This is a genomic window from Corallococcus interemptor (assembly GCF_003668875.1).
Classification (GTDB): Bacteria; Myxococcota; Myxococcia; order Myxococcales; family Myxococcaceae; genus Corallococcus; species Corallococcus interemptor.
Map to the genome: position 1 here is coordinate 146,704 of NZ_RAWM01000001.1, position 24,668 is coordinate 171,371.

25 protein-coding genes are annotated in these 24,668 nt (G+C 69.5%); 13 read left to right on the forward strand and 12 right to left on the reverse strand.

Going from position 1 to position 24,668, the window contains the following annotated elements; all coding sequences use genetic code 11:
* The first annotated feature begins 180 nt into the window (after positions 1–180).
* The 10 genes from D7X96_RS00600 (at position 181) to D7X96_RS00645 (ending at position 11,461) form a co-directional block, all read left to right on the forward strand.
* Positions 181–750, forward strand: coding sequence for a polysaccharide biosynthesis/export family protein (locus D7X96_RS00600; protein WP_120548225.1), 570 nt, complete (start codon positions 181–183; stop codon positions 748–750).
* 80 nt (positions 751–830) lie between these two features.
* Positions 831–1,979, forward strand: a complete 1,149-nt coding sequence (locus D7X96_RS00605) for a hypothetical protein (RefSeq protein WP_233609796.1) — start codon at positions 831–833, stop codon at positions 1,977–1,979.
* 35 nt (positions 1,980–2,014) lie between these two features.
* Complete coding sequence (locus D7X96_RS00610) at positions 2,015–3,424, forward strand: GumC family protein (RefSeq protein ID WP_120548252.1); 1,410 nt, start codon at positions 2,015–2,017, stop codon at positions 3,422–3,424.
* Positions 3,425–3,460: 36 nt separating this feature from the next.
* On the forward strand, positions 3,461–4,198 hold the full coding sequence (locus tag D7X96_RS00615) for a CpsD/CapB family tyrosine-protein kinase (protein WP_120548227.1): 738 nt from the start codon (positions 3,461–3,463) through the stop codon (positions 4,196–4,198).
* 108 nt (positions 4,199–4,306) lie between these two features.
* Positions 4,307–5,674, forward strand: coding sequence for a polyisoprenyl-phosphate hexose-1-phosphate transferase ExoE (exoE, locus tag D7X96_RS00620; protein WP_120548228.1), 1,368 nt, complete (start codon positions 4,307–4,309; stop codon positions 5,672–5,674).
* 107 nt (positions 5,675–5,781) lie between these two features.
* Complete coding sequence (locus tag D7X96_RS00625) at positions 5,782–6,864, forward strand: gluconeogenesis factor YvcK family protein (RefSeq protein WP_120548229.1); 1,083 nt, start codon at positions 5,782–5,784, stop codon at positions 6,862–6,864.
* Positions 6,865–6,900: 36 nt separating this feature from the next.
* Positions 6,901–8,019: a GNAT family N-acetyltransferase gene (locus D7X96_RS00630; RefSeq protein ID WP_121768727.1), complete on the forward strand. Its 1,119-nt coding sequence runs from the start codon at positions 6,901–6,903 to the stop codon at positions 8,017–8,019.
* Positions 8,007–9,185, forward strand: coding sequence for a DegT/DnrJ/EryC1/StrS family aminotransferase (locus D7X96_RS00635; RefSeq protein ID WP_208647249.1), 1,179 nt, complete (start codon positions 8,007–8,009; stop codon positions 9,183–9,185). Before D7X96_RS00630 ends, D7X96_RS00635 begins: the two co-directional genes overlap by 13 nt.
* A gap of 80 nt (positions 9,186–9,265) precedes the next feature.
* Positions 9,266–10,462, forward strand: coding sequence for a GNAT family N-acetyltransferase (locus D7X96_RS00640; RefSeq protein ID WP_120548232.1), 1,197 nt, complete (start codon positions 9,266–9,268; stop codon positions 10,460–10,462).
* A gap of 36 nt (positions 10,463–10,498) precedes the next feature.
* Positions 10,499–11,461 (forward strand): D-2-hydroxyacid dehydrogenase family protein, encoded by a 963-nt coding sequence (locus D7X96_RS00645; RefSeq protein ID WP_121768728.1) that lies wholly within the window; start codon positions 10,499–10,501, stop codon positions 11,459–11,461.
* Positions 11,462–11,464: 3 nt separating this feature from the next.
* On the opposite strand, the gene D7X96_RS00650 is transcribed toward D7X96_RS00645, so the two are convergent.
* From D7X96_RS00650 to ccmA, 12 genes are all read right to left on the reverse strand, one after another.
* Positions 11,465–12,019, reverse strand: coding sequence for a hypothetical protein (locus D7X96_RS00650; RefSeq protein WP_120548234.1), 555 nt, complete (start codon positions 12,017–12,019; stop codon positions 11,465–11,467).
* 3 nt (positions 12,020–12,022) lie between these two features.
* Positions 12,023–12,532, reverse strand: coding sequence for a hypothetical protein (locus tag D7X96_RS39450; protein WP_147468196.1), 510 nt, complete (start codon positions 12,530–12,532; stop codon positions 12,023–12,025).
* A gap of 44 nt (positions 12,533–12,576) precedes the next feature.
* Positions 12,577–13,536 carry a tetratricopeptide repeat protein gene (locus tag D7X96_RS00655; RefSeq protein ID WP_121723096.1) on the reverse strand — a complete coding sequence of 320 codons (960 nt, stop codon included), beginning with the start codon at positions 13,534–13,536 and terminating at the stop codon, positions 12,577–12,579.
* Positions 13,537–13,539: 3 nt separating this feature from the next.
* On the reverse strand, positions 13,540–14,043 hold the full coding sequence (locus tag D7X96_RS00660; protein WP_120548236.1) for a cytochrome c-type biogenesis protein: 504 nt from the start codon (positions 14,041–14,043) through the stop codon (positions 13,540–13,542).
* Between the two features lie 114 nt (positions 14,044–14,157).
* Positions 14,158–15,375, reverse strand: a complete 1,218-nt coding sequence (locus D7X96_RS00665) for a zinc ribbon domain-containing protein (RefSeq protein ID WP_121768729.1) — start codon at positions 15,373–15,375, stop codon at positions 14,158–14,160.
* Between the two features lie 154 nt (positions 15,376–15,529).
* Complete coding sequence (locus tag D7X96_RS00670) at positions 15,530–16,090, reverse strand: TlpA family protein disulfide reductase (protein ID WP_121768730.1); 561 nt, start codon at positions 16,088–16,090, stop codon at positions 15,530–15,532.
* Positions 16,087–18,111 carry a heme lyase CcmF/NrfE family subunit gene (locus D7X96_RS00675; protein WP_121768731.1) on the reverse strand — a complete coding sequence of 675 codons (2,025 nt, stop codon included), beginning with the start codon at positions 18,109–18,111 and terminating at the stop codon, positions 16,087–16,089. Before D7X96_RS00675 ends, D7X96_RS00670 begins: the two co-directional genes overlap by 4 nt.
* Complete coding sequence (locus D7X96_RS00680; RefSeq protein WP_120548240.1) at positions 18,108–18,602, reverse strand: cytochrome c maturation protein CcmE; 495 nt, start codon at positions 18,600–18,602, stop codon at positions 18,108–18,110. Before D7X96_RS00680 ends, D7X96_RS00675 begins: the two co-directional genes overlap by 4 nt.
* 4 nt (positions 18,603–18,606) lie before the next feature.
* A complete protein-coding gene (locus D7X96_RS40245) occupies positions 18,607–18,774 on the reverse strand; it encodes a hypothetical protein (RefSeq protein ID WP_167510780.1) in 168 nt (55 codons plus the stop codon).
* 2 nt (positions 18,775–18,776) lie between these two features.
* A complete protein-coding gene (gene ccsA, locus D7X96_RS00685; RefSeq protein WP_120548241.1) occupies positions 18,777–19,490 on the reverse strand; it encodes a cytochrome c biogenesis protein CcsA in 714 nt (237 codons plus the stop codon).
* Positions 19,491–19,493: 3 nt separating this feature from the next.
* The gene (locus D7X96_RS00690; protein WP_120548242.1) at positions 19,494–20,198 is read right to left on the reverse strand and encodes a heme exporter protein CcmB; all 705 of its coding nucleotides are present in this window, start codon (positions 20,196–20,198) and stop codon (positions 19,494–19,496) included.
* Positions 20,195–20,860: a heme ABC exporter ATP-binding protein CcmA gene (gene ccmA, locus D7X96_RS00695; RefSeq protein WP_120548243.1), complete on the reverse strand. Its 666-nt coding sequence runs from the start codon at positions 20,858–20,860 to the stop codon at positions 20,195–20,197. The genes D7X96_RS00690 and ccmA overlap by 4 nt, the downstream gene beginning before the upstream one ends.
* Before the next feature lie 410 nt (positions 20,861–21,270).
* Here ccmA and exoL point away from each other — a divergent pair, with 410 nt between their 5' ends.
* The 3 genes from exoL to D7X96_RS00710 all read left to right on the forward strand — a co-directional run bounded on the left by exoL (position 21,271) and on the right by D7X96_RS00710 (position 24,666).
* Positions 21,271–22,524 (forward strand): spore coat polysaccharide deacetylase ExoL, encoded by a 1,254-nt coding sequence (gene exoL / locus D7X96_RS00700; RefSeq protein WP_244219403.1) that lies wholly within the window; start codon positions 21,271–21,273, stop codon positions 22,522–22,524.
* Positions 22,521–24,032, forward strand: coding sequence for an oligosaccharide flippase family protein (locus D7X96_RS00705; RefSeq protein WP_121724226.1), 1,512 nt, complete (start codon positions 22,521–22,523; stop codon positions 24,030–24,032). Before exoL ends, D7X96_RS00705 begins: the two co-directional genes overlap by 4 nt.
* A gap of 103 nt (positions 24,033–24,135) precedes the next feature.
* Positions 24,136–24,666 (forward strand): serine O-acetyltransferase, encoded by a 531-nt coding sequence (locus D7X96_RS00710; RefSeq protein ID WP_120548246.1) that lies wholly within the window; start codon positions 24,136–24,138, stop codon positions 24,664–24,666.
* Positions 24,667–24,668 lie beyond the last annotated feature (2 nt).

Here is a 24,668-nt window from a genome sequence, read left to right on the forward strand (position 1 = left end):
GATGCGCCGATGTGCGCCTTGTGTGGCACGCCGTAACCCATCGCATTCCAAGGGTTTTCCCACCTCCCTGCCGTTGGCACACGCGCTGCTAAGAGCCACCGCCAGAAGCGCGCTGCCCGGCCCTTCAGGGCGTGTGAGGGTGGCTCGCGCGGAACATCAGTGAACGAAGGAGAGCGGAAGATGGGAATGCGGCGCACGGGGTTCTGGACGGTGATGGGGATGCTCCTCCTGTCGGGTTGTGCTCACCAGCAGACGCTGAAGGTCGACAACGCGGAGCAGCCCTACCGCATCGGCCGCGAGGACGTGCTCGACGTGAGCGTGTGGCGCGACCAGGAGCTGTCGCGCACGGTGCCGGTGCGCCCCGACGGCTACATCTCCATTCCGATGGTGGGTGAGATCGAGGCCGCGGGCAAGACGCCCACGGAGCTGGCGGAGATGCTCAAGACGGGCCTGCAGCCGTACGTGCAGGAGCCGCGCGTGACGGTCATCGTCCGCGAGGTCAACAGCAGCCGCGTGTTCGTGACGGGGGAAGTGGCCCACCCGGGCGCCTACCCGCTGCGCGGCCGCGTGTCCCTGCTGCAGGCCATCGCGCTGGCCGGCGGCTTCACGGACTTCGCCAACTCCGACGGCATCGTCGTCATCCGCACGGACGGCAAGGGCGGGCAGATCCCGGTGCGCTACAGCGACCTGGTCTCCCCCGAGGGTGAGAGCGTCATCCTGCGGCCGGGTGACACCGTCGTCGTCCCGTGAGGCGGGACGGGCGGAACCTCTTCAAAGACAGACATCGGGAAGCTGCGAACGTGGGCGTGGGCAAGGACGGGAGGGCGGCGGTGAGGGGCAACTGGAAGCGGGCAGTGATTGCAGGCTGTCTCATCGCCGCACCGGCCGCGCAGGCGGCCACCCTGCTGGAGCCGCGGCTCCGCCTGACGGCGGAGGAGCGCTTCGACAATGACATCCGTCTGGGCGGAGCGGGCACCAACGGGCAGTTCATGACGAAGCTGTCGCCGCGGCTGGGTCTGGACGTGAAGAACGAGCAGCTGACGCTCGAGTCCTTCTACGCCACGGACCTCCTGGCCCGGCACGGCTCCGGCAAGACGACGGTGGACCACCGCGCGGGCGTGGGCTTCCGGGACGTGCTGTCCCGGCGGCTGCGGCTGGATGCCAGCGCGAGGGTGTTCCGTGTCACCGACCCCACGTCGCTGCCGCGCGACGGCCTGGCGCGCTCCACGGCGCCCACCTTCTATGCGCAGACGAAGGTGGGGCTCACGGCGCGCGCCACGGAGCGCCTGGACGTTCGCGGCAACTACATGTTCGAGGCAACGCGCATCATCGAGGCGGGCCGCGTGGCCGGCTATGCGCACACGCCGTCCGTGGAGCTGTGGTACCGCACCACGCGCCGGCTGTCCCTGGGCGCCGAGTACCGCTACCAGGGCTTCCTCTATGACAGGGATTACAGCCAGGCGCATGGCGCTTCCGCGGCCCTGCGCTACCGGCTGACGCGACCCACCACGCTCACCCTCCGGGGCGGGCCGGTGCGCTACCTGCCTTCGGACGCGACGCGTGGCGGGTGGCTGCCCCGCGTGGCGCTGGAGTTGGTGCGCGAGGGCGAGCGGAGCGACTTCGGCTTCGCCGTGGGCCACGACCTGGTGGGTGCGAGCGGTTTCTCCGGCGCGGTGTGGGCGGATTACGCGTCGGTGATGGGGGCTCACCGTTTCACGCAGAAGCTGTCGGCCTTCGGGGCGGCCAGCTTCTTCCGCAACGGGACGGCTCCCAATCTGAATTACACGGAGTGGCGGAACACCACGAACGTGTCGCAGGGCTATGCGGTGGGTGGAGGCGTCGAGTACCGGCTGAGCCGGAAGCTGGCGCTGCAGGGGGCGTTCGACCGCATCGCGCAGGTGGGTGCGGCGGATGTCGCTGGGGCGGGGGACCTGACACGCAACGTGTTCGCCCTCCGTCTGGTCATGACAGCTTGGTAGGCAACTTTCGAGGATTCAAGGTGGAGGAGCGGATCATGGAGCGTGGGATGACGGCGGACCAGTTGCTTTCGGCGCTGTGGCGCCGCAAGGCCCTGGTGGGGGCGATCGCTGCAGCAATCTTCGTGTTGGGCGCGGCCATCGTGATGACCCGGCCGAGCATTTATGAAGCGTCCGTGGTGGTGCGCGTGGAGCCGCAGCGCCCCGGCGAGGAGATGGTCCAGCGCACGGTGAGCGAACTCATCGAGCAGCGGCTCGTGACGGTCCGCCAGGAGCTCTTGGCGCGGCCGGTGCTGCAGAAGGCCATCGAGGAGATGAACCTCTATCCGGAGCTGGTGTCCGATAAGGGCATCGAGGCGGCGGTGGAGCAGATGCGCAAGGACCTCACCGTGCGCGTCGAGGGCGAGACGGCCTTCGAGCTCACCTACGCGGGCCGCGACCCGCAGGTGGTGGCGCAGGTGGCCAACCGGCTGCCGGCCATCTTCTCCGAGGAGACCCTGAAGATCCGCCAGACGCAGGCGGCCCGCGCCACCGACCTCTTCACCGAGGAGATGGTCGCCATGGGCAAGGCCGTGTCCTCCTGGGAGACGAAGATCTCCAAGTTCAAGGTGGACCACCTGGGCGAGCTGCCCGAGCAGATGGAGATGAACATGCGCGGCCTGGAGCGCATCAGCGCCCAGCTGCAGACGAAGTCCGAGGAGCTGCGCAGCGCCGAGGCGCGCCGCTCCGACCTGGCCCGCGCCCGCAACGCCGCGGACAGCGAGGCCGGCCGGCTGGAGGCGGCGGAGAGCGGCCTGTCCCGCACCCTCACCCAGGCCAAGACGCAGTGGACGCCGGACCACCCGGAAGTGAAGCGGATGGAGCGTGAGCTGGGTGACATCAGCAGCCAGCGCAAGGACGCGGAAGGCCGCATGTTCGCCGAGCGCAACGAGCGCACCCGCGTGGCCACGCTCATCACCAACATCCAGAAGGACATCGTGGACCTCCAGAAGCAGGCCGAGGCGTACCAGGCGCGGCTGAACAACACCCCGCGCTGGGCCCAGGAGCTGGCGGTCATGAACCGGGACTACGAAATCGCCCGCACGAAGTACCAGAGCGTCGTCAGCCGCAAGGTGGAGGCGGAGATCGCCCAGGAGCTGGAGGCCAAGAGCGCCAAGAGCCTGTTCAACGTCATCTCGCCCGCCGGTGTGCCCAGCGCGCCTGCCCGCCCGGACCGCATGAGCGGCCTGCTCATCGCCGCCCTGGTGGCCCTGGCCCTGGGTGTCCTCACCGGCACCGTCCTGGAGATGCGTGACGACAGCCTGCGCGATGGTACCGAGGTCCGTGAGCGCTTGACGCTGCCTGTCCTGGCGGTGGTCCCGAACATGCAAGGCAAGACGGAGAAGCGGATTCTGATGCCGATGGCTGGGAGCAAGAACAGCGTCTCCTCGCCGACTTCCCTGAACTAATTGCCGACCCCCTACGGAAAGGATTGGAGAACTCAGATGGATTCGACGATGGAGCGGGCCGGTAACTTCCTCCCCCGCGTGGACGACAGCGCGGCCTCTAGCAACGCGGTGGACCGCCGGGTGGTGACGCTCACGGCCCCTGCTTCCGCGGCCGCCGAGCAGTACCGCACCCTGTACTACCGCCTGGAGCGCATGCGCGAGCAGCGCCCGATGAAGGTGGTGGCGCTCACCTCCGCGATGCCCGGCGAGGGCAAGACGGTGACGAGCGTGAACCTGGCCCTGGCCGCGGCCCGGGCGAACCCGGAGCGCCGCATCCTGCTGGTGGACGCGGACCTGCGCCGGGGGCAGGTGGCCCCGACGCTGGGCATGCGCAACAAGCAGGGCCTGGCGGAGCTCTTGGCCGGTGAGTGCGACGTGCGCGACGTGGTGCGCCGCTTCAACTCCACGCGCCTGGCGGTCATCCCCGCCGGCACCACGCCGGAGGAGAGCACCCAGGTGCTGGCGTCCGCCCGCATGAAGCAGTTCCTCAAGGCGGTGCGCGAGGGCTTCGACGAGGTGTACGTGGACCTGCCGCCGACGCTGCCGTTCGCGGACGCGGCCATCCTGGGCCACCAGATGGACGGCGTGCTGATGGTCATCCGCGCCAACGTCACCCCCTCCAAGGTGGTGAACCAGGCGGTGGAGCAGCTGGCGGGCGCGGCGCTGGTGGGCTGCGTGCTCAACGGGGCGGAAGTGAACGCGACCCCGTACCTGAAGAACTACGTGAAGAAGTAGCAGTCGGTTGTCGAGTGAAGTGATTGCGGCCCGACCCGCTCCTCGCACCGATGAGGTGCGATGGGCGGGGGGCCTGGAGCGGCGGCGGGTTGGGGTTGGAGGAGTCACGTGCTTCGCGTTTTCCACCACTATTTTTCAGCCAAGAAACTGACGTTCTTCCTTGCCGAGTCCTCGGCGATCGCGCTGGCCTGTGTCGCGGGTGCCGCGGCCTGCGCGGCCCTCTTCGCGCCCCTGGGCACCCAGCCCCCGTTCGCCACGATGTGGCCGACGCTGGTGGGACTGGGCCTGGCCTTCGTCGTCACCTTCCAGTTCACGCTGTACCTGTTGGACCTGTACGACCTGCGCATCGCGGCCGAGGACCGGACGCGCGGCTACCGCTTCCTCAAGGCCGCGGGCGTCACCGCGATGGTGGCGGGCGGCGTGATGCTCATCCTCCCGCTGGTGCTTCCGGTGGTGCTGCCTCCCGGGACGCTCCTGGGCGGCGCGATGGGCGCCCTGGCCGGCACCCTGGTGGTGCGCGTCTCCATCCGGGCGCTGGTCGGTGAACCCGACGCGGTGCTCGTCGTCGGTGACGGCCTCAAGGCCCGCGCGGTCGCGAGCGCCATCGAAGACGGCGGCGAGGGCTCCTTCCGCGTGGTGGCCCTGGTGGACCCGCGCAAGGTGGAGGAGCCGCTGGACGCGATGGCCACCCGCCTCAACGCCTCCTACGTGGTGCAGGCCGCGGATGACATGCGCGGCGCCAACTGGGTGGAGTCCCTGCTGCGCTGCCGGCTGGACGGGCGGCGGGTGTACGACGCGGCCGGCTTCTGCGAGCGCGTGCTGCGCCGCATCCCGGTGCAGTTCCTGCGCGCCAGCGACTTCGCCTTCGCGGATGAGATGACGGTGTCTCCGCTGCGCCGGGCCTTCAAGCGCGTGTTCGACGTGGCCGTGGCGTCGCTCCTCTTGCTCCTGGCGTCGCCCTTCCTGGTGATTGTGGCGCTGGCCATCAAGCTGGACTCCAAGGGCCCCGTCTTCTACCGGCAGGACCGCGTGGGCCTGGGCGGCCGGGCGTACCCGCTCTGGAAGTTCCGCAGCATGCGCACCGACGCGGAGAAGAACGGCGCGGTGTGGGCGCGCTCCAACGACGACCGCGTCACGCGGGTGGGCAGGTTCATCCGCAAGACGCGCATCGACGAGATTCCGCAGGTGTTCAACGTGCTGCTGGGCCACATGAGCTTCGTGGGCCCGCGTCCGGAGCGTCCGGTGTTCACCGAGCAGCTCAAGCAGCAGATTCCGTTCTACGGCCTGCGCGAGGCGGTGAAGCCGGGCATCACGGGCTGGGCGCAGATCCGCTACCCGTACGGGGCCTCGGTGGAGGATGCGCGCAACAAGCTGGAGTTCGACCTGTACTACGTGAAGAACGGGTCGCTGTTCCTGGATGTCGGCATCATCTTCCATACGGTACGGCACGTGCTTCTGGGCCGGGGAGCCCGGTAGACGGTTCAGCAGTGGATGTTGGGGACGGTCCGCGGCCTCCGGTTGTCGGGGGAGGCCGGGATGCGAAGGGTGGAGCCATGGATTGGGATGGGCGAGGGGGTCGGAACATGGTGGGCATGGACGTGGACGCACCGTTCTCAGAGCAGTGGAGCCAGGACGACGCGCGCAACAAGCAGCAGGCCGTGGAGCGCAACGAGCTGCTGCAGGCGCCGAAGAACCGTCCCACGCGCATCGTCGCGATGGGTGGCGGGACGGGCCTGCCCATGGTGCTCAAGGGGCTGGCCCGCCGCGCGGCCCCCAAGGCGGGGCAGCCCGGCGTGGACATCACCGCGGTCGTGGCGATGAGCGACGACGGCGGCAGCTCCGGCCGCCTGCGCCGCAACCACGGCATGCTGCCCCCGGGCGACATCCGCAACTGCCTGGTGGCGCTCGCGGGTGGCAAGAGCGCGCTGAAGGATGTCTTCCAGTACCGCTTCGGCGGCGCGAAGGGCCTGGCGGGCCACGCGGTGGGCAACCTGCTCATCGCGGCGCTCGCGGAGCTCAAGGGCGACTTCCTGGAGGCGGTGCGGCTGTCCGGGGAGCTGCTGGGCGCGAAGGGCCAGGTGCTGCCCAGCACGCTCGCGTCGGTGCAGTTGGTGGCCCAGATGCATGACGACACGGAGGTCGTGGGCGAGCGCAACATCTGCCGTGCCCAGGGCCGCGTGCGCCGCGTGTCGCTCAGCCCCCGCTCGCCGCCGCCGGTGGACGGCCTCTTGGAGGCCATCTACTCGGCGGACCTCATCGCCATCGGGCCGGGCTCGCTGTACTCGAGCGTGCTGCCCAACCTGCTGGTGGACGGCGTGGCCCAGGCGCTGAAGGAGACGCGCGCGCTGAAGGTCATGGTGGCCAACCTGATGACCCAGCCGGGTGAGACGGACGGCATGAACTGCCTGGACCACGTGCAGGCCGTCATCGACCACGTGGGGCCGGTGCTGGACGCGGTGCTCGTCAACGGCCGGATGCCTTCGGAGGAGTCCATCCAGCGCTATGCGCGCAAGGGCTCCTTCATGGTCACGGCGGAGACGCGGGAGCTGCTGTCCTCCGGCGTGATTCCGGTGCAGGCGGACCTTCTGAAGGAAGGTTCCAAGATCCGACACGACAGCCGCAAGGTCGCCGCCTGCCTGCTGAAGATGGCGCGCAGCGGGTTGTAGGCCGCGCCGTCCATCACCACCTTGGGGCCCGCTCACATGGAAGCCATTCAACTTTCGGCCGCCAGCCAGGTCGTGGAAGTCAACGACCGGGCGGCCTTCATGTCCCTGGAAGCCGAGTGGAACCAGCTCGTGGAGACCACCTCCAACGAGCTGTTCTACCGGCATGAGTTCCTGCGGCTGTGGCTGGACAACTTCGCCGCCGGCTCGCGCATGCGCGTGCTGCTCCTGCGCGGCGAGGATGGAACGCTCAGCGCCGCGCTGCCGCTGGTGGAGGAGCGCACGTCCATGTATGGCGTGCCCGTCCGCCAGCTCACCTCCGCGGCCAACGCGCACTCCTGCCGCTTCGACATGCTGGCGCGGGAGCCGGACGCCGCGGCCCGGGCCTTCCTTAAGCACCTGCGCGAGACGGGCGGCTGGGACGTGCTGCGGCTGACGGACGTGCTGGACGGCGGCGTGGGCTTCCGCCTGCTGGAGGCCGCGAAAGAGGGCGGCCTTCCGGTGGGTGAGTGGGAGTCCCTGCAGTCGCCCTACGTGCCGCTGCCCGCGAAGAAGGACGCGTACTTCGCGAAGCTGCCGTCCAAGTTCAAGGCCAACTGCCGCCGCCGGCGCCGCAAGCTGGAGGAGAAGGGGAAGGTCACCTTCGAGCGCGTCTCCGGTGGGCTGGACCTGGAGGGCACCCTGGAGGAGGGGCTGCTGCTGGAGCAGAGCGGCTGGAAGGGCGCCAACGGCACGGCCATGGCGCAGGACGCGAAGACGCGCGGCTTCTACACGGAGCTGGCGCGCGACGCGGCCTACCGCGACCGGCTGGCGCTGTACTTCCTGCGCGTGGATGGACGCGCGGTGGCGTTCCAGTACGGCCTGGAGTTTGGCGGGCGCTACTTCCTGCTCAAGCCCGGCTACGACGAGTCCCTGAAGGAATGCAGCCCGGGGCAGCTCCTGATGGAGGAGGTGCTGGGGGACTGCCTGGAGCGGGGGCTCACCGAGTTCGATTTCCTGGGGCCAGACATGGTGTGGAAGCGCGACTGGACGGATCAGGTCCGGCGGCACACCTGGCTCTATGTGTTCAATGACACCGCCTTCGGCCGGGCCCTGTGCTCGGCGAAGTTCCGGTGGGTACCGGCGGCGAAAGAGGTGGTGGCGCGATGGAAGAAGTGAAGACGACTGACAAGCTGTTCGTGCCGTCCCTGCCCACGCTGTGGCCGCACATGCTGATGGCGCCGCCGCGTCCGGGCGCGCTGCCGCCGTTCTCGTCTCCCAACGCGCGCTACTTCTACTTCGCGCGCAACGCCGTCTGGCTGACCATCAAGATGCTGCGCCTGGATGGCGGCGAGGTGCTGATGCCCGCCTACCACCACGGCGTGGAGGTGGAGGCGGTGGTGGACGCCGGCGCCATCCCGCGCTTCTACCGCGTGGGCAGCCGCTGGGACGTGGACGTGGCGGACGTGGCGAAGCGGATTACGCCGAAGACGCGCGCGCTCTACCTCATCCACTACGCGGGCTTCCCGGGGCCGGTGGACGCCATGCGCAAGCTGGCGGACGAGCACGGCATCCCGCTGATTGAGGACTGCGCGCTGTCGCTCCTGTCGTCCGACGGCGCGACGCCGCTGGGCACCACGGGCGACGTGGGCATCTTCTGCCTCTACAAGACCCTTCCGGTACCCAATGGGGGTGCGCTGGTCGTCAATGGCAAGCGTTCCTACAGCCTGCCGGAGCCGCCGGCGCCGCCGCTGGCTTCCACCTTCAGCCACACCGTGTCCGCGCTCTTGCAGAACCTGGAGCTGCGCGGTGGGGCGGTGGGCCGGGGCCTGCGCGGCCTGGTGCGCTCGGTGGGGCACGGGGCGGTGAAGGCCGCGAGCGTCGAGCGCGTGGCCACGGGCACGCAGCACTTCGACCGGCGCCACGTGGACCTGGGCATGAGCCCGCTGACGAAGCGGATTGCCCTGGCGCAGGACCTGGAGGGCATCGTCGAGGCGCGCCGCCGCAACTACTTCCTCCTGCTGGGCCGGCTGCGCGACGTGTCGCCGCCGCTCTTCAACCAGCTGCCCGCGGGGGTGAGCCCGCTGTTCTACCCGATGGTGGTTCAGGACAAGGAGCTCTTGCTGGCGAAGCTGCGGGAGAAGGGCATCGACGCCATCGACTTCTGGAAGCGCTTCCATCCGGCGTGCGACCCGTCGGAGTTCCCGGAGGTCGCGCAGCTGCGGCGCACCATCCTGGAGATTCCGTGCCACCAGGACCTGTCTCCGGAAGTGATGGGGCAGGTGGCGGACGTGGTCCGGGAGGCGCTCAAGTCCGAGCGCCGGCCGAGCAAGCGCGCGTCGTGAGGGAACAGGAGTTGGCTCCCGGGTTGCAATGGCCCCCGGGGGCCGGGGCAGTGCTTCGGGAAAGGCATCGGGGTGACGCGGTGATCCGCGAAGACGAGTTGACGTCGGGGCCGAGGTTGTCGCCGCGGCTGGACGTGGCGGCGGTGGGCAGTGCCTCGCAGCTGGCGGGGATGCGGGCGGAGTGGAACTCGCTGATGGACGCGAGCACCGCCGGTCCGTTCAACGCCTGGGAATGGCTGTATCCGTGGTGCCGGCGCATCTCGCCCGACGTGCGGCCGCTGGTGCTGACGGCGCGTGACAGGCTGGGCACGCTCGTGGGCCTGTTGCCGCTGGGCCTGGAGCACCGCTGGGCGAACGGAGTTCCCGTGCGGCGCCTGGGCTTCCTGGGCGAGACGCACGTGGGCAGCGACTACCTGGACGTGGTGGCGCGCAAGGGCCGCGAGGCGGAGGTGGCCCGGGCGTTCTTCAACGTGCTCCAGGGGCTGCGCGACGAGTGGGACGTGCTGGATTTGACGGACCTGCGCGAGGGTTCCACGACGCTGGGCGTGGCGCGCGAGGTGTTTGGCGACGTGCGCGTGACGGAGCGCTACGTGTGCCCGTACGAGACGCTGGTGCCCGGCGAGCCGTTCGACGCGTTCCTCAAGCGCACGGGCCGGCGGGACAACTACCTGCGCCGGCGCAAGTGGCTGGAGAAGCAGGACGGCTACCGCATCGAGCGCACGGAGGCGCCGGGGCAGCTGGCCGGGCCGATGACGGACTTCTTCCGGCTGCACGCGCTGCGCTGGTCGTCGGATGGCGGTTCGCAGGGCATCAAGGGCGCCGGAGTGGAGGCTTTCCACCGGGACGCGACGCAGTGGCTGGCGGAGCGGGGCCGGCTGCGGATGTACACGATGAAGGTGGGCGGCCAGGCGGTGGCGTCCGTGTACGGCATCCTGCATGGCCAGACGTTCGTGTACTTCCAGTCCGGCTATGACCCGGCGTGGCGCAACCGCAGCGTGGGCCTGGTGCTGGTGGGCGAGACGTTCAAGGACGCCATCGACATGGGCCTGACGGAGTACGACTTCCTGCGAGGCACGGAGACGTACAAGGCCGACTGGGTGACGAAGCAGCGTCAGACGGTGTCGCTGCGCGCGCACGGCGCCAGCTTCGCGGGCACGTGGTTCACGCGCTCCGAGGAGTGGGCCCGCCAGACTCGCAACGCGGTGAAGAGCGTGCTGTCGGACGAGCTGGTGGAGAAGGTGCGCAGGTTCCGCAGGCGGAAGGCCGCGGTGAATTGACGTCCGGGGGCGCACTGGTGGATCCTGGCGGGTGCCATGGAGAAGCTGCGCTGCGCCGTCCTGGATGACTATCAAGGTGTTTCGACGAGGCTCGCGGATTGGTCCTCCGTGAGCGCACAGGTCGAGGTGACGGTGTTCCGCGAGCACTTCTCCGGTGAGGAGGAGCTGGTCGCGGCGCTGTCGCCGTTCGACCTGCTCGTCGTGATGCGGGAGCGGACTCCGTTTCCCGCGGCGCTCCTTGGAAGGCTGCCTCGGCTGCGATTGCTGGTGACGACGGGGATGCGGAACGCGTCCATCGACGTGGCCGCGGCCACCGCGCGCGGTGTGACGGTGTGCGGGACGGCGAGCGCGACCGAGCCTCCGGTGGAGCTGACGTGGGCGCTGATATTGGCGCTCGCGCGGAACGTGGTGGGGGAGAGCACGGCGTTCCGGCAGGGGGGCCCGTGGCAGCACTCAGTGGGCGTGGACCTGCACGGGAAGCGGCTGGGGCTTCTGGGATTGGGAAAGATTGGGAGCCGGGTGGCCCGCGTCGGTCTGGCGTTTGGAATGGACGTCGTCGCGTGGAGCCCGAACCTCACGGAGGCGAAGGCCGCGGAGGTGGGCGTGACGCGGGCCGTGTCGAAGGAGGCGCTCCTGGAGACGAGCGACTTCGTGTCCATCCATCTGGTGTTGGGCGAGCGCTCGCGGGGGTTGGTGGGACGCGCGGAGCTGGCGAGGATGCGGCGCTCGGCGTACCTCATCAACACGTCACGCGCGGCCATCGTGGATCAGGCGGCGCTGGTTGAGGCGTTGCAGCAGGGTGTCATCGCGGGCGCGGCGGTGGATGTCTTTGAGACGGAGCCGGTGCCCGTGGACGACGTGCTGCGGAAACTGCCGAACCTGCTGGCCACTCCGCACCTGGGCTACGTGTCCCAGGGGAACTACACGACGTACTTCCGTGAGGCCGTGGAGGACATCCGCGCGTTCCTGGATGGCGCGCCCATCCGCAAGTTGGGGTGAGGCTCAGGGGAGGTTGTCTGCATAGCTGGTGAAGAGCGCATCGAAGAGCGTTGTCTTCGGAGGGGACTTCCGGCCCACGAAGACGGGCGCTGGATGATTGGCGATGTCAGGGGGCAGCAGGCTCAAATCCATCGTGGACTCCATGAGTCTCGCCATCGTGACCGCTGGCTCTACCGCGGGAGGCTCCAGGTCGAGCTGCCGGAAGATCCGGCGCTCGCCGTACTCAAACTGGACCCGGTACACGGTGTAGACGGGCGCGATGATGCTGGCGCAGCCGACGTAGACCCAGTGCACGCCAGAGCGCTCGGGAGTACGCCTGGGATAGATGGCGCACCAAAAGGATGCGTCCCGGGAAGTGGTGATGTTCCCGACGCTTTTCTCTGGAAACGTTGTTCTGAGTTGCTCGATCAGGACGTCCCAAGAGCCAGGCGTTTCCAACTTCGTCTGCCAGAGCTCATGGAGCCGATGTTCCTCGGGCGAGAGCTCCTGATTGGGGTCTTCTTGCGAGGGCCAATAGGTCCGCGCAATCTCCAGCAGCTTCTCAATGGATGGAACCATGGGCTACATCCCTCCACGGGTGGATGGTCCTGTAGGTGTCACCACCACGGGCTTGATGCCCGATGTGCAGGCCTTTGGGACCCGTGCCCCCTTGATGGCGGCATTGAGCGTGAGTTCGTAGAAGGACCTGAACTCTTCGCAGGCAATGCTGATGGGAGTGGCTGGCGTCGCCGCGGAAAGGGTTGCCCTCGCGGCTTGATTGGCACAGCTCGCGGAAAGGCTTTGCGCCCGTTCGGTGGAGATGAGTCCCTGCGCGTCATTGGCGATGGGCATCTCCACGCCGAACCTGCAAAGGAACATCTCCCCTGTGTCTCGGGCGATGCCGACGTGCAGACACGCTGCCCGCCATCCGCCTGATTCTCCGCCCTCCCACTTCACCACGTCATGAAAGACGAAGTGACGGGGGCGCAGGGCGCCCTCCACATACGTCGCGGAACCGCCTGTCGCGCAGGCGGATGACAACGCAACGATGCACAGCGCGACAGCGGCCTTCCTGACGCCGGATGCACCCATGGCCCACCTCCAGGGGTGACACACTCACGGCGCTCAGCGTACGCCTATTGCTGCGCGACCTCCGCGCGCAGCTGGGCGATGGCGGGGGCCAGCTGCGGGGGCTGCATGTTCTTGGGCACTTCCACCGTGAATCGTTCGAAATGCGCCAGCGCTCCTGCCTTGTCGCCCCGGCGCAGCGACAGGCTGCCCAGGAAGATGAGCGCCTCCTGCGCGTCCGGCCACGTGTCCACCAGCTCCGTCAGCTCCGCCTCCGCGCCCTGCAGGTCGCCCTGCGACGCCGCGCGCAGCACGCCCCGGTGCACCCGCAGCTCCACGTTGAACGGATCCACCGCCAGGCCCTTCAGCGTCACCTTCAGCGCCTCGTCGAACTGCTGCTGACGGATGAGCTCGTGGCTCAGCATCGACGCGGCCTCCACGTCGCCCGGGTTCGACGCCAGCCGCTGACGCGCCTGATCCAGCTCGTCGTTCATCTCGGGCATCTGCGCCTGCTGCTGCGCCTGGGACATGCCCGGCGGCGTCGCGCCCGTGCCCATCTGGCCCTCTTCGCGCGGCTTCTGCTCGGAGACGAGCAGGTAGCCCAGCCCTCCGAAGAAGACCACCACGCCCGCGCCCCACATCGCGCCCACCATCTGCGGGTTGCGCGACGCCCAGCCCGTGGGCGCCGGCACGTTGCGCGCGGGCGCCTTCTCTCCCGCGGCCTGCCGCTTCAGGTGCTCGTCCTTCGCGCGCAGCGCGGCCGCCGCTTCCTTCTCCAGCCGCGCCTTCTCCGCCGTGTAGTGCTCCGCGCTGAAGTGGTGCTTCTCCGCCTCCAGCGTGCGCAGCTGCTCGATGAGCGACTGCGCCCGCTGCGCCAGGTCATCCACCGTGCCGTCCGTCTTCGGCGTGGCGTCCGGCAGCGCGCTCCCCGTCTTCATCTTCATGTAGAGGAGCCACGCGGCCGCCAGCACGAAGGCGACCGAGAGGACGATGATTCCGGGCAACCAGTTGGTGGGCTCGGGCTGCATGGCTTAGCGCTCCAGCTCCCGGCGCACGGCCTGGAGGTAGGGGTCCGCATCGTCGGTGGACGGCGCGGGAGTGGAAGGGGAGGAAGCCTGGGTGGCTTGCGCGCCGGCGGCGCCCTCGGGCAGGGGCTGACGCTGCTTCAGGATGACGAAGAGGCCGCCCAGCACCAGCGCGACGGGCCCCAGCCACACGAACCAGTTGAAGCCCTCCGCGCGCGGCTCCAGCAGCACCCACTCGCCGTAGCGCGCGACGAAGTAGTCGACGATTTCGGTGTCCGTCTTTCCGTCGGAGACCAGCTCGCGCACCTTGTCCAGCTGGGCGCGCGCCATGGAGGACGGGCTGTCCGCCACCGACAGGCCCTGGCACACCGCGCAGCGCAGCTTCTTCGCCAGCTGCTGCACCCGCGCCTCCTGGGCCGGCGCGAGCGGTTCACTGGCGGCCTGCTGCGGCGCGAACTGCCCCGTGGCAAGGCTCAAGGCGAGGGTCAACGAGACGAGGACGGCATTCATCGGGGGCTCCAGCGGGGGCCGTCCCTAACTACCGCCCCCTGACGGGTATTGCACAGGGAATCCTGGGCCGCACGCCCGCCGCCCGGGCAGCCCCCTGTGGCACTTTCGAAGGCCTCAGCCCCGGTACGCCGGGTCCTGCTCGGTCTCCAGGTCCTGGTCCGGGTCGTACGGGTCGTCCTCGGGAGGCAGCAAGCCCTCCGGCTCGTCACGGCCCAGCGCGTGGCGCACGGCGAAGAAGCCCACCGCCCCCAGGCCCAGGAGGAACGCGAAGGGCCCCACCGCCAGCTTCACCCCCGCGAGCGCCCAGAGCAGGCTCACGCTCACCGCGCCCACCGGCACCCAGCGCAGCAAAGCCGGGCGCTCCACGTCCGGCCGCAGCGCCGCCAGCACGAGCACCGACAGGAGCACCAGCAGCGGCAGGTCCGACAAGGGCAGGTCCCACCCCGAGCGCGACGCGACACCGCCCCCCAGGCTGTAGAGCGAGTCATCCGAGGGGCGCGTCGTGGGCAGCACCCGCAGCTCCGGCGGGGCGCCGCGCACGCCGCCCGGCACCGGCGCGTTGTCCGGCAGGGGCGAGCCGTCCGCCGTCACCTTGCCCCAGGGCAGGAAGAGCGCCACCACGCACACCCCCACGCCCGCCAGCGCCAGCACCCGGGGAAAGCGCAAGAGCGAGCGCAGGTCGAAGTCGCGGGCCACGCCGTCCGGCTCCGCGATGACCAGCCGGTACTGCTCCACGGCGATGAGCACCGTCCCCGCGGCCCAGAGGGGAATGAGCAGGTTGAACCCGGACAGGAGCCGCACGGACAGCGCCACCAGCAGCAGCGTGAACGCGGCGGGCACCTCCGGCCGCATCAGCACCAGCGGCACGGAGTCCACCCAGCCCGGCGCGTTGCCATCGCGGCGCAGCTCGCGCGCGACGAGCGCCACGCTGCCCACCAGCGTCAGCAGCGTCCCCAGCACGCCCACGCTGGGGAAGAACGGCAGGATGGACAGCACCAGTGAGAACACGATGAGCCCCACGCCCACGACGCTCTGGGAGTGGCCCGGTACGTCCTTCAGCCAGCGGGGGCCGTCATACGGCACCTCGTCCTCGTAGGCGTCTGGAGGCGGCTGCCGGGCCCCGGAAGCGCGAGCGGGCCGGGCGTCCTCCTCCTCGTCCAGAATCTCCGACGCATAGGCCGGCTCGGACGCGGGGCGGCTGGGGCGCTGCTGGCCCCGGACGCTGCTGGCGCGCGGGGGCGGGACCTGGCGGGCCGGCATCTTCGCGCCGCAGTTCTCGCAGTACATCAGGCGGACGTCCGCCGCGCTCTCACCGCACTCGGGGCACTGCATGGGAAGTCCACCTCGCTGGAGCGGGGCCGGGGGAAGCCCTCGCGCACGACGCCGACAGCAGGGACTTACTACGGATGCCACACCTCCCGCGAGGCGGGCCCGGGATCCTCTCGAGGGCTCCCGGGCGCCTGCCTTCCGAGCGGGCGGTGTTGACTCAGTCCGGCCGCGCCGCTTCCGCGGTGGCTCCGGCCACGGGCTGGGACAGCTCCTTCACCCGGGTGGCCAGCGTCTGCGGATCAATGGGCCCCACGTGCTTGCCGCGGATGACGCCCTGCGCGTCGATGAAGTACGTCTCCGGCACACCCGCGACGCCGTAGTCCACGGCCATGCGCGAGCGCTCGTCCATCAGCTGCGGGAAGCTGGCCCCCATGCGGCGCAGGAAGTCGAGCGCGTTGGGCTCGGTGTCCTCGAAGACGACGCCCATGAAGACGGCCTGGGCGCCCAGCTCGCGCGCGCCCCACTCGAGCACCGGGTGCTCGTACTTGCAGGGCCCGCACCACGACGCCCAGAAGTTGATGACCACCGGGCGGCCCTTCAGGTCCGCCAGCTTCACAGGGTCGCCGCCGGTCAGCGGCTTGAGCGTGAAGTCCGGCGCGGGCGCGCCCTTGAGCATGAAGGGCACCTCGTGCGGATCCCTTCCGAAGCCCTGGAAGAGCACGAAGAGCAGCGCCGCGCCCACCGCGGAGAACAGCAGCGGAAGCCGCCAGCGCTTCATGCCGCACCCCGCTCGGCGTCCGTGCCCGGAAGGGGAGGCGCCGCGCCCACCGGCGCCGCGTCCGTGCGCAGCACCGCCGCCTTGCGAGAGGGCCACACGGCAATGAGCGTGCCCAACAGCAGCAGCGGCAGGCTGTACCAGATCCATCCCACCAGCGGGAACACCCAGACGTTGAAGCTCGCCGTGCCCGTCGTCTCGCTGAAGGCCATCAGCGAGATGTACAGGTCCTCCTTCGGCGACTCACGCACCGCGGGCGTGCCCACGGGGTCCGTGCTGCGCTCGTAGTAGTTCATGCGCGGGCGCAGCTCCGACACCGAGCCGTTGGGCGCCGTCACCTCCAGGCGCGCGGCGACGTAGGTGCGGTGCGGCTCCTCGCCGCTGGACAGGCCCAGGTACTTCAGCTGGTAGCCGTCCAGCATCATGGTGCCGTCCTTCTTCAGCGTGCCGGACGTGTGCTTCACGTACGCGCTGGAGGCCGCCACGGCGACGATGATGATGACGATGCCCAGGTGCACCACGTAGCCGCCGAAGCGCCGGCGCGCCTTGCTCGTGGCCGTGGCCACCGCCGTGACGAAGCCTTCCTTGCGCTCCGTCATGCGCACGCGCACCGGCACCACCAGCTCGCGCAGCGTGATGACGGTGACGAAGCCGCCCAGGCCGAACGTGAGCAGCGGATACACGCCGCGAAGCCCCGCCGCGTAGCAGGCGATGGTGATGACCACGCCCACCGCCGCGGGGATGATGAACTGGCGGCGCAGCGTGGCCTTGTCCGGCGTGCCCCACGGCAGCACCGGGCCCACGCCCATGAGGAAGAGCACCGCGATGCCGCCCGGCACCGCCATCTTGTTGAAGTACGGCTCGCCCACGCTCACGCGGATGCCGCGCACGGCCTCCGACACCAGCGGGTAGAGCGTGCCCAGGAGCACCGTGAAGGTGATGGCCACGAACACCAGGTTGTTCACCAGGATGCTCGCCTCGCGCGACATCATCGAAGAGAGCCGGCCCTCCGGCGCCAGCAGGTGGCCGCGCGTGGCCAAAAGGCCAATGCACACCACCAGCAGGATGGCGATGAACACCAGGAACGTGGGCCCGATGTCCGACTGGGTGAACGAGTGCACCGAGTTGAAGATGCCGGAGCGGGTCATGAACGTGCCCAGGATGGTGAGCACGAACGACGCGAGCGCGAGGCTCAGCGTCCACAGCTTCAGCATCCGCTTACGCTCCTGCACCATGGTGGAGTGCATGAACGCCGTCGCGGTCAGCCACGGCAGGAAGGACGCGTTCTCCACCGGGTCCCACGCCCAGTAACCGCCCCAGCCCAGCACGGCGTACGCCCACCACGAGCCCAGCACGATGCCCAGCGTGAGGAACATCCACGCGATGAGCGTCCAGCGCCGCAGGGGCGCCATCCACGCTTCACCAATCTCCCCGCGCAGCAGGCCCGCCACGGCGACGCCGAACGGCACCGTCATGCCCACGTAGCCCGCGTAGAGCATGGGCGGGTGGATGATCATCAGGAAGTGGTTCTGCAAAAGCGGGTTGGGGCCCGGACCGTCCGCCGGCACCGGCGACACGGCGCCCCAGGGGTTGGCGGGGCCCGCGATGAGGAACGCGAAGAAGACGCCCACGGCCAGCATGGTGCCCAGCGCCAGCTGCATGTAGCGCGCGTGCTCCTTGCGGTGCACGAAGGCGAACGCCGCCAGGTACACGCCCATGATGAGGCCCCAGAAGAGGATGGACCCCTCCAGCGCGCTCCACAGCGACACGATGGTGTAGATGAGCGGCGTGGCGCGGCTGCCCACCTGGGCCACGTACTTCACGCTGAAGTCGTGGTTGATGAGCGCTTCCACCATCACCAGGTTGCTGCCGACCATGCACGCGGCGAAGCCCCACACCGCGCGCAGCACCCAGGGGTAGCTGGCGTCGTTGCGGCGCATGCCGCCCACCAGGCCCAGGATGGCGCCGAACGCAGCGAAGGCCAGGCCCGCGAGGACCAGCCCATAGCCCAGCATTCCGTTCACGGCGCCCCCGGCGGCGTCGCGGTCGCGGTGGTCGCGCCTTCAGCCAGCGTGTCCTGCCACTTGCGCGGCTCCTCGCCTTCCTTGGGCGCGCGGTACTCGTTGGAGTGGTTCACCATCAGCCGGTTCGACGTGAAGACGCCGGACTTGTCGTAGGTGCCCTCCACCACGACGCCGATCTTCTCGCGGAACATCTGCGGGGGCGTCTCCAGCGAGCGCACGTGCACGCTCTTGGCGTCCGCGTCCGGGCCGTCCGCCACGCGGAAGTCCAGCGTGGTGTGGCCCTCGTTCCACTGGATGCTGCCCGGCTGCACCACGCCGCCCAGGCGGATGGTGGCCGTGTAGGCCTTGTCCCCGTTGGAGAGCAGCTCCGACGGGCTCCAGTAATAGACGAGGTTGTCCCCGATGTTGCCAAAGGCGATGAAGCCCAGGCCAGCGCCGGCGAAGAGCAGGGCTCCCAGCGCGATGAGACGGTTGCGGTTGACGGGCGTCATGGGCTCACTCCTTCGAGTCGGTGGCGCGGGGACGGCGCGCCCAGAGGGACGCAGAGTAGAGCACGAAGGCGGCCACGGAGATGCCGTAGCAGGCCCACACATAGCCCCAGCCGCCCTGGAGCCGGCCGCTGCCCACCTGGGCCAGCAGCATCAAAGACGTCAGCGAGGTCATGTTCAGGCCACCTTCGAGGAATGGGATGCGCGCAGCGCGGGGTCATCCGTGGGCAGCGCCTCCGGCAGCGCCACCTCCGCCTTCCGCTCCGCGAGCGCGATGCGGTAGCGGTGCACCATGAAGAGGATGAGCAGCGCCAGCATGCCGAACGCGGACACGCGCAAGGGCAGCACCATCTGCGGATCCACCGTCTTGGGGCTGGACTGCACCTGGTGGAGGCTGCGCCACCAGCGGACGGAGAACCACACGATGGGCAGGTTGATGGCTCCGATGATGGCCACCACCGCGCTCCACACCGCGCGCTTCTCCGGGTCTTCCACGAAGCGACGCAGCACCAGGTAGCCCGTGTAGGACACCAGCAGGATGGCCTCCGACGTCAGGCGCGGATCCCACGACCAGTAAACGCCCCAGGTCGGGCGGCCCCAGATGGAGCCGGTGATCATGCCCAGCGTGCCGAAGAGCAGGCCGACCTCCGCGGAGGCCTCCGCCATCGCGTCCGTCTTCCACGACTGACGCATGAGGTACGTCACCGCGGCCACGAAGTTGATGAACATGGCCATCATGGCCATCCACTGGAGCGGCACGTGGACGTACATGATGCGCTGCACTTCGCCCATCTCGCGGTCCGGCGGCGCCCACGCGAGGCCCAGCCACCAGCCCGCGCCCAGCAGTGCCAGCGTCAGCGCCGGCAAGCCAAACTTGACGAACTTGTTCATCCTTCAGTCCTCGATGACGCGGGGGAACAGCACGAAGCCTACGCCCCAGTAAATCAGATTGAACCCCAGCAGCAGCCCCTGCCATGAGCCCAGCTGCTGCATCGGGTCACCCTGGAGTACGAGCGTGGTCCCCTTGGCAGCGGACAGGAGGGCCGGGATGACGAGCGGGAACAATAGCAGAGGCAGCAGCACATCCCGGGCCCGCGCATTGCTGGAGATGGCCGCGTAGACGGTCCCCGGGGCGCTGAGCGCCAGGCTGCCAAGGACCAGGATGCCCGCCAGGTCACCGACCCCGGTGACGATGCGCACCCCGTACAGGGCCACCATCACGGGGACCAGCACCACGGCCAGGGCCAGGAGCAGCAGGGCGTTGCCCAGTGCCTTGGACAGGAAGATGGCGCGCGCGTCCGCCGGGGCCAGCCGCACGCCGTCCAGGCAGGCGTTCTCCGTCTCGACACGGAAGGACTCGCCCAGGGACAGCACGCTGGCGAAGAGGATGGCCAGCCACAGGTAGCCGCCCGCGTTGCGCTCCAAGAGCTTCGTGTCCGGGCCCAGCGCGAAGGAGAAGAGCAGCAGCGTGGCCATGGCGAAGAACACCAGCGCGTTGAGCCGCGCGCGGGTGCGCCATTCAATGAGCAGGTCCTTGCGCAGCAGGACGAGCGTCGTCGCCAGCAGGCCCGGGGAACGCCTCGGCTTCGGCGCGCTCATGCCACCACCGCCCGGCCGTCCTGCAGGTGCAGCCGCTCCTCGCACAGGCTCAGGCCCTGTTCGATGAGGTGCGTGGCCAGGACCACCGTCGTTCCACCGGCCTTCAGCTCCGCGATGACGCCCTCCATGTCCTGGATGCCCTGTGGGTCCAATTCGCCAAAGGGTTCGTCCAGGAGCGCCAGGGCCGGGGCCTTCATCAGGAGCCGCGCGATGGCCAGGCGCTTGCGCATGCCCGCGCTGAAGCCTCGCACCGGGCTGTCCGTGCGGCGGTTGAGGCCCACCCGGTTGAGCAGCGCGTCCGCGACGTCCTGGGGCGCGTCCACGCCCAACAGGCGCCCCAGCACCATCAGGTTCTGCTGCGCGGTGAGATCCTCATAGAGGAAGCTGGCGTGGGACAGGAGCGCCACGTCTCGGCGCACCGAGTCACGGTCCTTCACGGCGTCCCGGCCCAGCACCTCCACGCGGCCCGCGGTGGGCCCGAGCGCGGTGGCGATGAGGCGCAGGAGCGTCGTCTTCCCGGAGCCGTTGTGGCCGGTGAGCAGCAGGGAACGGCCGGCGGGCAGGGCGTAGGTGAGCCGCGCCAGCGCCCACCGACGCCCATAGCGCTTGCTCACGTCGTGGAGGGCGATCGCGGGCGCTGATCCAGAGGGGAGAGGGGGCATCGGCGGGCCGTTTCGTAGCCTTAAAAGCGCCTGTTCACCAGTGAAACCCCCGGGGTCGCTCGCACGAGGACAAGAAGTTTTTACGCCTGCTTCTTCCGTCGCTTCCGGCGGGGGACTGAAAGGTTTTCGCCATGGGTGGGCGCCCGACTGCCCTGGTACACCCAGGTACGACCCCTACAGAGGCCTTCCTGCCCTCCGGGGCACGGGGTTTCCCAGGGTTACGAGGGGTTTCGAGCACCTGGCTGCCCTGGCATCCAGCATGCAGTCACGCGGGCCGGGGCTCGTTCCAATGGGGGGAGCGGGCAGACGGCGAAAGCCGCGAGGGAGGCGTGATGGCTGGGAAGGTGTTGCGGCGGGCGGCGAAGGCGGCGGCGGCGGGATTCCTCCACTACAGCGGGGTGCGCAAGGCGATGGCGGCGTACCGCCGTTCGCAGTCGGGGGGCCGGCGCATCCTCATCGTGAGCTACCACCGCGTGGTGAGCGACTTCACCGGGGAGCTGCAGCGCTCCATCCCGGGGCTGCTCATCTCCCAGGAGACGTTCCGTCGCCACCTGGAGCAGGCGCACGCCGCGGGCTTCGAACTGGCGAGCCTGGGCGACGCGGTGGACGTGATGGCGGGCCGGCGCACGGCGAAGAAGGACCTGTTCGTGGTGACGTTCGATGACGGCTACCGCGACGTGTACCGGTACGCGTACCCGGTGCTGAAGCAGATGGGCGTGCCGGCCATCACCTATCTGCCCACCGCCTTCATCAACACGGACAAGCGCTTCAACCACGACCGGCTGTTCCACCTGCTGCGCTGCGTGCAGGAGCGCCGCTTCCGTCCGGACTACAGCACCATGCCCGGCCCGTCCGTGCAGCTCTTGGGGCCCATCCTCTCCGGGCAGAAGACGACGTCCGCGGCGCTGGACGACTTCATTGGCGAGCACCCCACGCGCGTGCTCACCGGCATCATCGACGCGCTGGAGCAGCAGCTGGGCGGCGGCTCGGACCTGATGCCCGAGCAGGGCGACGTGATGAACTGGGACGAGGTGCGCCAGATGGCGCGCGACGGCTTCGAGTTCGGCGCGCACACGCTGGGCCACACGGTGCTGACGCTGGAGCCCACGTCCGTCGTGGAGAAGGAGATCGTCGAGTCCAAGCAGACCATCGAGCGCGAGGTCGGCGTCCAGGTGAAGGACTTCGCGTACTGCAACGGCTGGTACTCGGATGAGATGATCCGCGTGCTCCAGGCGAACGGCTTCCGCTCGGGCGTCACCACGGAGGATTTGCCCAACCGCGTGGGCGGCGACCCGTTCGCCCTCAAGCGCAAGGTGATGTGGGAGAACTTCAGCCTGGGGATGATGGGGGACTACTCGTCGTCGCTCACGGTGTGCCAGTTCGATGACTGCTTCGGCGTGCTGGGCATGAGCCACCCGGTGCTGGGCCACCGCCCGCACATCCTGTCCCAGGCCGTCGCTGGCGCCCCCAACATCCTGGTCCAGGAGGCGGCCGCCGCAGAGGCAGCGCTCGCCAAGGCGACGCCGGTGGAAGTCGTGGACGTGACAGCTCCGGTGCTCGTGACGGACCCCCGGGTTGCGGCCGCGGTGACGGGTGCGCAGGTCGTGGTGGCGCCGAACGTGGCCCTTGCCCCGGAGGCGGCGAAGCCGGAGGAGCTCCAGTGAGTGCGTCACCCAAGCCGGCCGCGTCCTTCCTGGGACGGGCCGGCCCGTTGGTGTTGGCCCGGTTGTTCACCGCCGGGCTGACGCTGTCCATTCCGCTCGTGCTCGCCCGGGTGCTGCACCTGGACGAGTACGGCACCTACTACCAGCTGTTCCTCATCGCCACGACGCTGTCGTACGTGCTGCCGTTCGGCGTGGCGCAGAGCCTCTACTACTTCCTGCCCCGCGCGGAGGCGAAGCGGCCCTACCTGGGCCATGCGCTGCTCTTCGTCACGGGCGCGGGCGTGGTGGCCGCGGGGCTGGTGTGGTTCTTCCTGGGCCATGTCGCGGCCTACTTCAACAACCCGGCGCTGATGGATCACCGCGCGGCGCTGGCGGCCTACACCGCGTTCTTCCTGGGCAGCTACCCGCTGGAGATTTCGCTCACCAGCCAGGGCAAGACGAAGGCGTCCGCGGTGGTGTACCTGGCGTCGGACGCGGTGCGCTCCGGCGTGATGGTGCTGCCGCCGCTCTTGGGCTTCTCCCTGCACGGGATGATGATCGCCGTGGCCTGCTTCGCGGGCCTGCGCTACGTGGCCACCTGGGTGGTGTCGCTGCGCGGCTCCACCGGTCCGCTGGTGGACTGGAAGCTGTTCAAGGAGCAGCTGGTGTACGCGGCGCCGTTCGGTGCCGCGATGTGCCTGGCCATCCCCCAGCAGAACGCGCACATGTACGCAGTGGCGGGCGTGGTGGCCCCCGCGGTGTACGCGCTCTACCGGGTGGGCTGCTTCCAGCTGCCGGTGGTGGACCTGCTCTACACGCCCACCAGCGAGGTGCTGATGGTGCGCCTGGGCGAACTGGAGCGCGAGGGCCGGCTGGAGGAGGGCGTGGAGGCCTTCCGGGAGGCGGCCGGCAAGCTGGCGTACGTGTTCCTGCCCTTCGCGGCGTTCCTCTTCGCGGCGGCGCCGGAGTTCGTGGGGGCCATGTTCGGCCAGAAGTTCCTGCCCGCGGTCCCCATCTTCCGGGTGAGCGTGCTGGGCGTGGTGCTGTCCATCCTCCCCATGGACGGGACGCTGCGGGCCCGGGGGCAGACGCGGGCCATCTTCGCCTCGTACCTGGTGAAGGCGGTGGTGACGGTGCCGCTCCTGTGGTTCGGCGTGAAGCACTTCGGGATGATGGGCGGCATCGCGTCCTGGGCGCTGGCGGAGATGGTGGGCAAGGGGATGCTGCTCATCCGCGTGCCCAGGGCGCTGTCCACGCCCGAGCGCAAGCTGGGGCTCAAGGACGTCATCCCGTGGCGGGAGCTGGGCCAGGCGTCGCTGGCGGCGGTCGCGGCGGGCGGGAGCATCTTCCTGCTTCGCTCCGGCGTGCACGACACGTGGGTGAACCTGCCGGCGGGCTTCCTGTGGCGGGTGCTGCCGCTGGCGGTGGCGGGGCTGCTCTTCGTCATTGGGTACGTGGTGGGCCTGTATGCGCAAGGCGTTCGCCCGTGGAGCGCGCTGCAGTCCCTGCGTCCCCGGCGGGCGGGCTGATCCACCGTCGGGTACCGCACGCGTGGGGGGCACTTCCCTCCCCACGCGTGGGTACCTACCTTCCGGGCGCAACGGAGTTCGGGTGAGGGCGAGGAGAGGCGTGATGGGATTCGACGCGATGACGTTGTACCGGGTGGCTCACGGGCTGAAGAAGCGCGGGGTTCCGCTGCTGCCGGCCGTGCTGCGCAAGGCCATCTACTACCTGCACAGCTCCTACATCCCCGAGGACGCGGAGCTGGGCGAAGGCACCCAGCTGGGCTACGGCGGCATCGGCGTGGTCATCCACAAGGCGGCGAAGGTGGGCCGTCACGTCCTCATCTCGCAGCAGGTCACCATTGGCGGGCGCTCCGGCCTGGAGGGCGCGCCGGTGATTGGCGACTACGTGCGCATCGGCGCGGGCGCCAAGGTGCTGGGCAACATCCACGTGGGCGACTTCGCGGTGATTGGCGCGAACGCCGTCGTGGTGAAGGACGTGCCCTCGGGCGCGGTGGTCGCGGGCGTTCCCGCGAAGGTCATCCGTCAGGACGCGGATCCGCTCACCACGTACCAGCGTGAGATGGGACTCCTGCCCGCGCGCACGCCGCCGAAGCTGACCCAGGTTCCCCGTCCCTCGGCGCAGGCGTCCGCGCGCTAGGC

Coding starts and splice junctions, on each gene's coding strand:
- D7X96_RS00600 (WP_120548225.1), top strand. CDS start 181: ATGGGAATGCGGCGCACGGGGTTCTGGACGGTGATGGGGATGCTCCTC.
- D7X96_RS00610 (WP_120548252.1), top strand. CDS start 2,015: ATGGAGCGTGGGATGACGGCGGACCAGTTGCTTTCGGCGCTGTGGCGC.
- D7X96_RS00615 (WP_120548227.1), top strand. CDS start 3,461: ATGGATTCGACGATGGAGCGGGCCGGTAACTTCCTCCCCCGCGTGGAC.
- D7X96_RS00625 (WP_120548229.1), top strand. CDS start 5,782: ATGGTGGGCATGGACGTGGACGCACCGTTCTCAGAGCAGTGGAGCCAG.
- D7X96_RS00630 (WP_121768727.1), top strand. CDS start 6,901: ATGGAAGCCATTCAACTTTCGGCCGCCAGCCAGGTCGTGGAAGTCAAC.
- D7X96_RS00635 (WP_208647249.1), top strand. CDS start 8,007: ATGGAAGAAGTGAAGACGACTGACAAGCTGTTCGTGCCGTCCCTGCCC.
- D7X96_RS00645 (WP_121768728.1), top strand. CDS start 10,499: ATGGAGAAGCTGCGCTGCGCCGTCCTGGATGACTATCAAGGTGTTTCG.
- D7X96_RS00650 (WP_120548234.1), bottom strand. CDS start 12,019: ATGGTTCCATCCATTGAGAAGCTGCTGGAGATTGCGCGGACCTATTGG.
- D7X96_RS39450 (WP_147468196.1), bottom strand. CDS start 12,532: ATGGGTGCATCCGGCGTCAGGAAGGCCGCTGTCGCGCTGTGCATCGTT.
- D7X96_RS00655 (WP_121723096.1), bottom strand. CDS start 13,536: ATGCAGCCCGAGCCCACCAACTGGTTGCCCGGAATCATCGTCCTCTCG.
- D7X96_RS00660 (WP_120548236.1), bottom strand. CDS start 14,043: ATGAATGCCGTCCTCGTCTCGTTGACCCTCGCCTTGAGCCTTGCCACG.
- D7X96_RS00665 (WP_121768729.1), bottom strand. CDS start 15,375: ATGCAGTGCCCCGAGTGCGGTGAGAGCGCGGCGGACGTCCGCCTGATG.
- D7X96_RS00670 (WP_121768730.1), bottom strand. CDS start 16,090: ATGAAGCGCTGGCGGCTTCCGCTGCTGTTCTCCGCGGTGGGCGCGGCG.
- D7X96_RS00680 (WP_120548240.1), bottom strand. CDS start 18,602: ATGACGCCCGTCAACCGCAACCGTCTCATCGCGCTGGGAGCCCTGCTC.
- D7X96_RS40245 (WP_167510780.1), bottom strand. CDS start 18,774: ATGACCTCGCTGACGTCTTTGATGCTGCTGGCCCAGGTGGGCAGCGGC.
- ccsA (WP_120548241.1), bottom strand. CDS start 19,490: ATGAACAAGTTCGTCAAGTTTGGCTTGCCGGCGCTGACGCTGGCACTG.
- D7X96_RS00690 (WP_120548242.1), bottom strand. CDS start 20,198: ATGAGCGCGCCGAAGCCGAGGCGTTCCCCGGGCCTGCTGGCGACGACG.
- ccmA (WP_120548243.1), bottom strand. CDS start 20,860: ATGCCCCCTCTCCCCTCTGGATCAGCGCCCGCGATCGCCCTCCACGAC.
- exoL (WP_244219403.1), top strand. CDS start 21,271: ATGGCGGCGTACCGCCGTTCGCAGTCGGGGGGCCGGCGCATCCTCATC.
- D7X96_RS00710 (WP_120548246.1), top strand. CDS start 24,136: ATGGGATTCGACGCGATGACGTTGTACCGGGTGGCTCACGGGCTGAAG.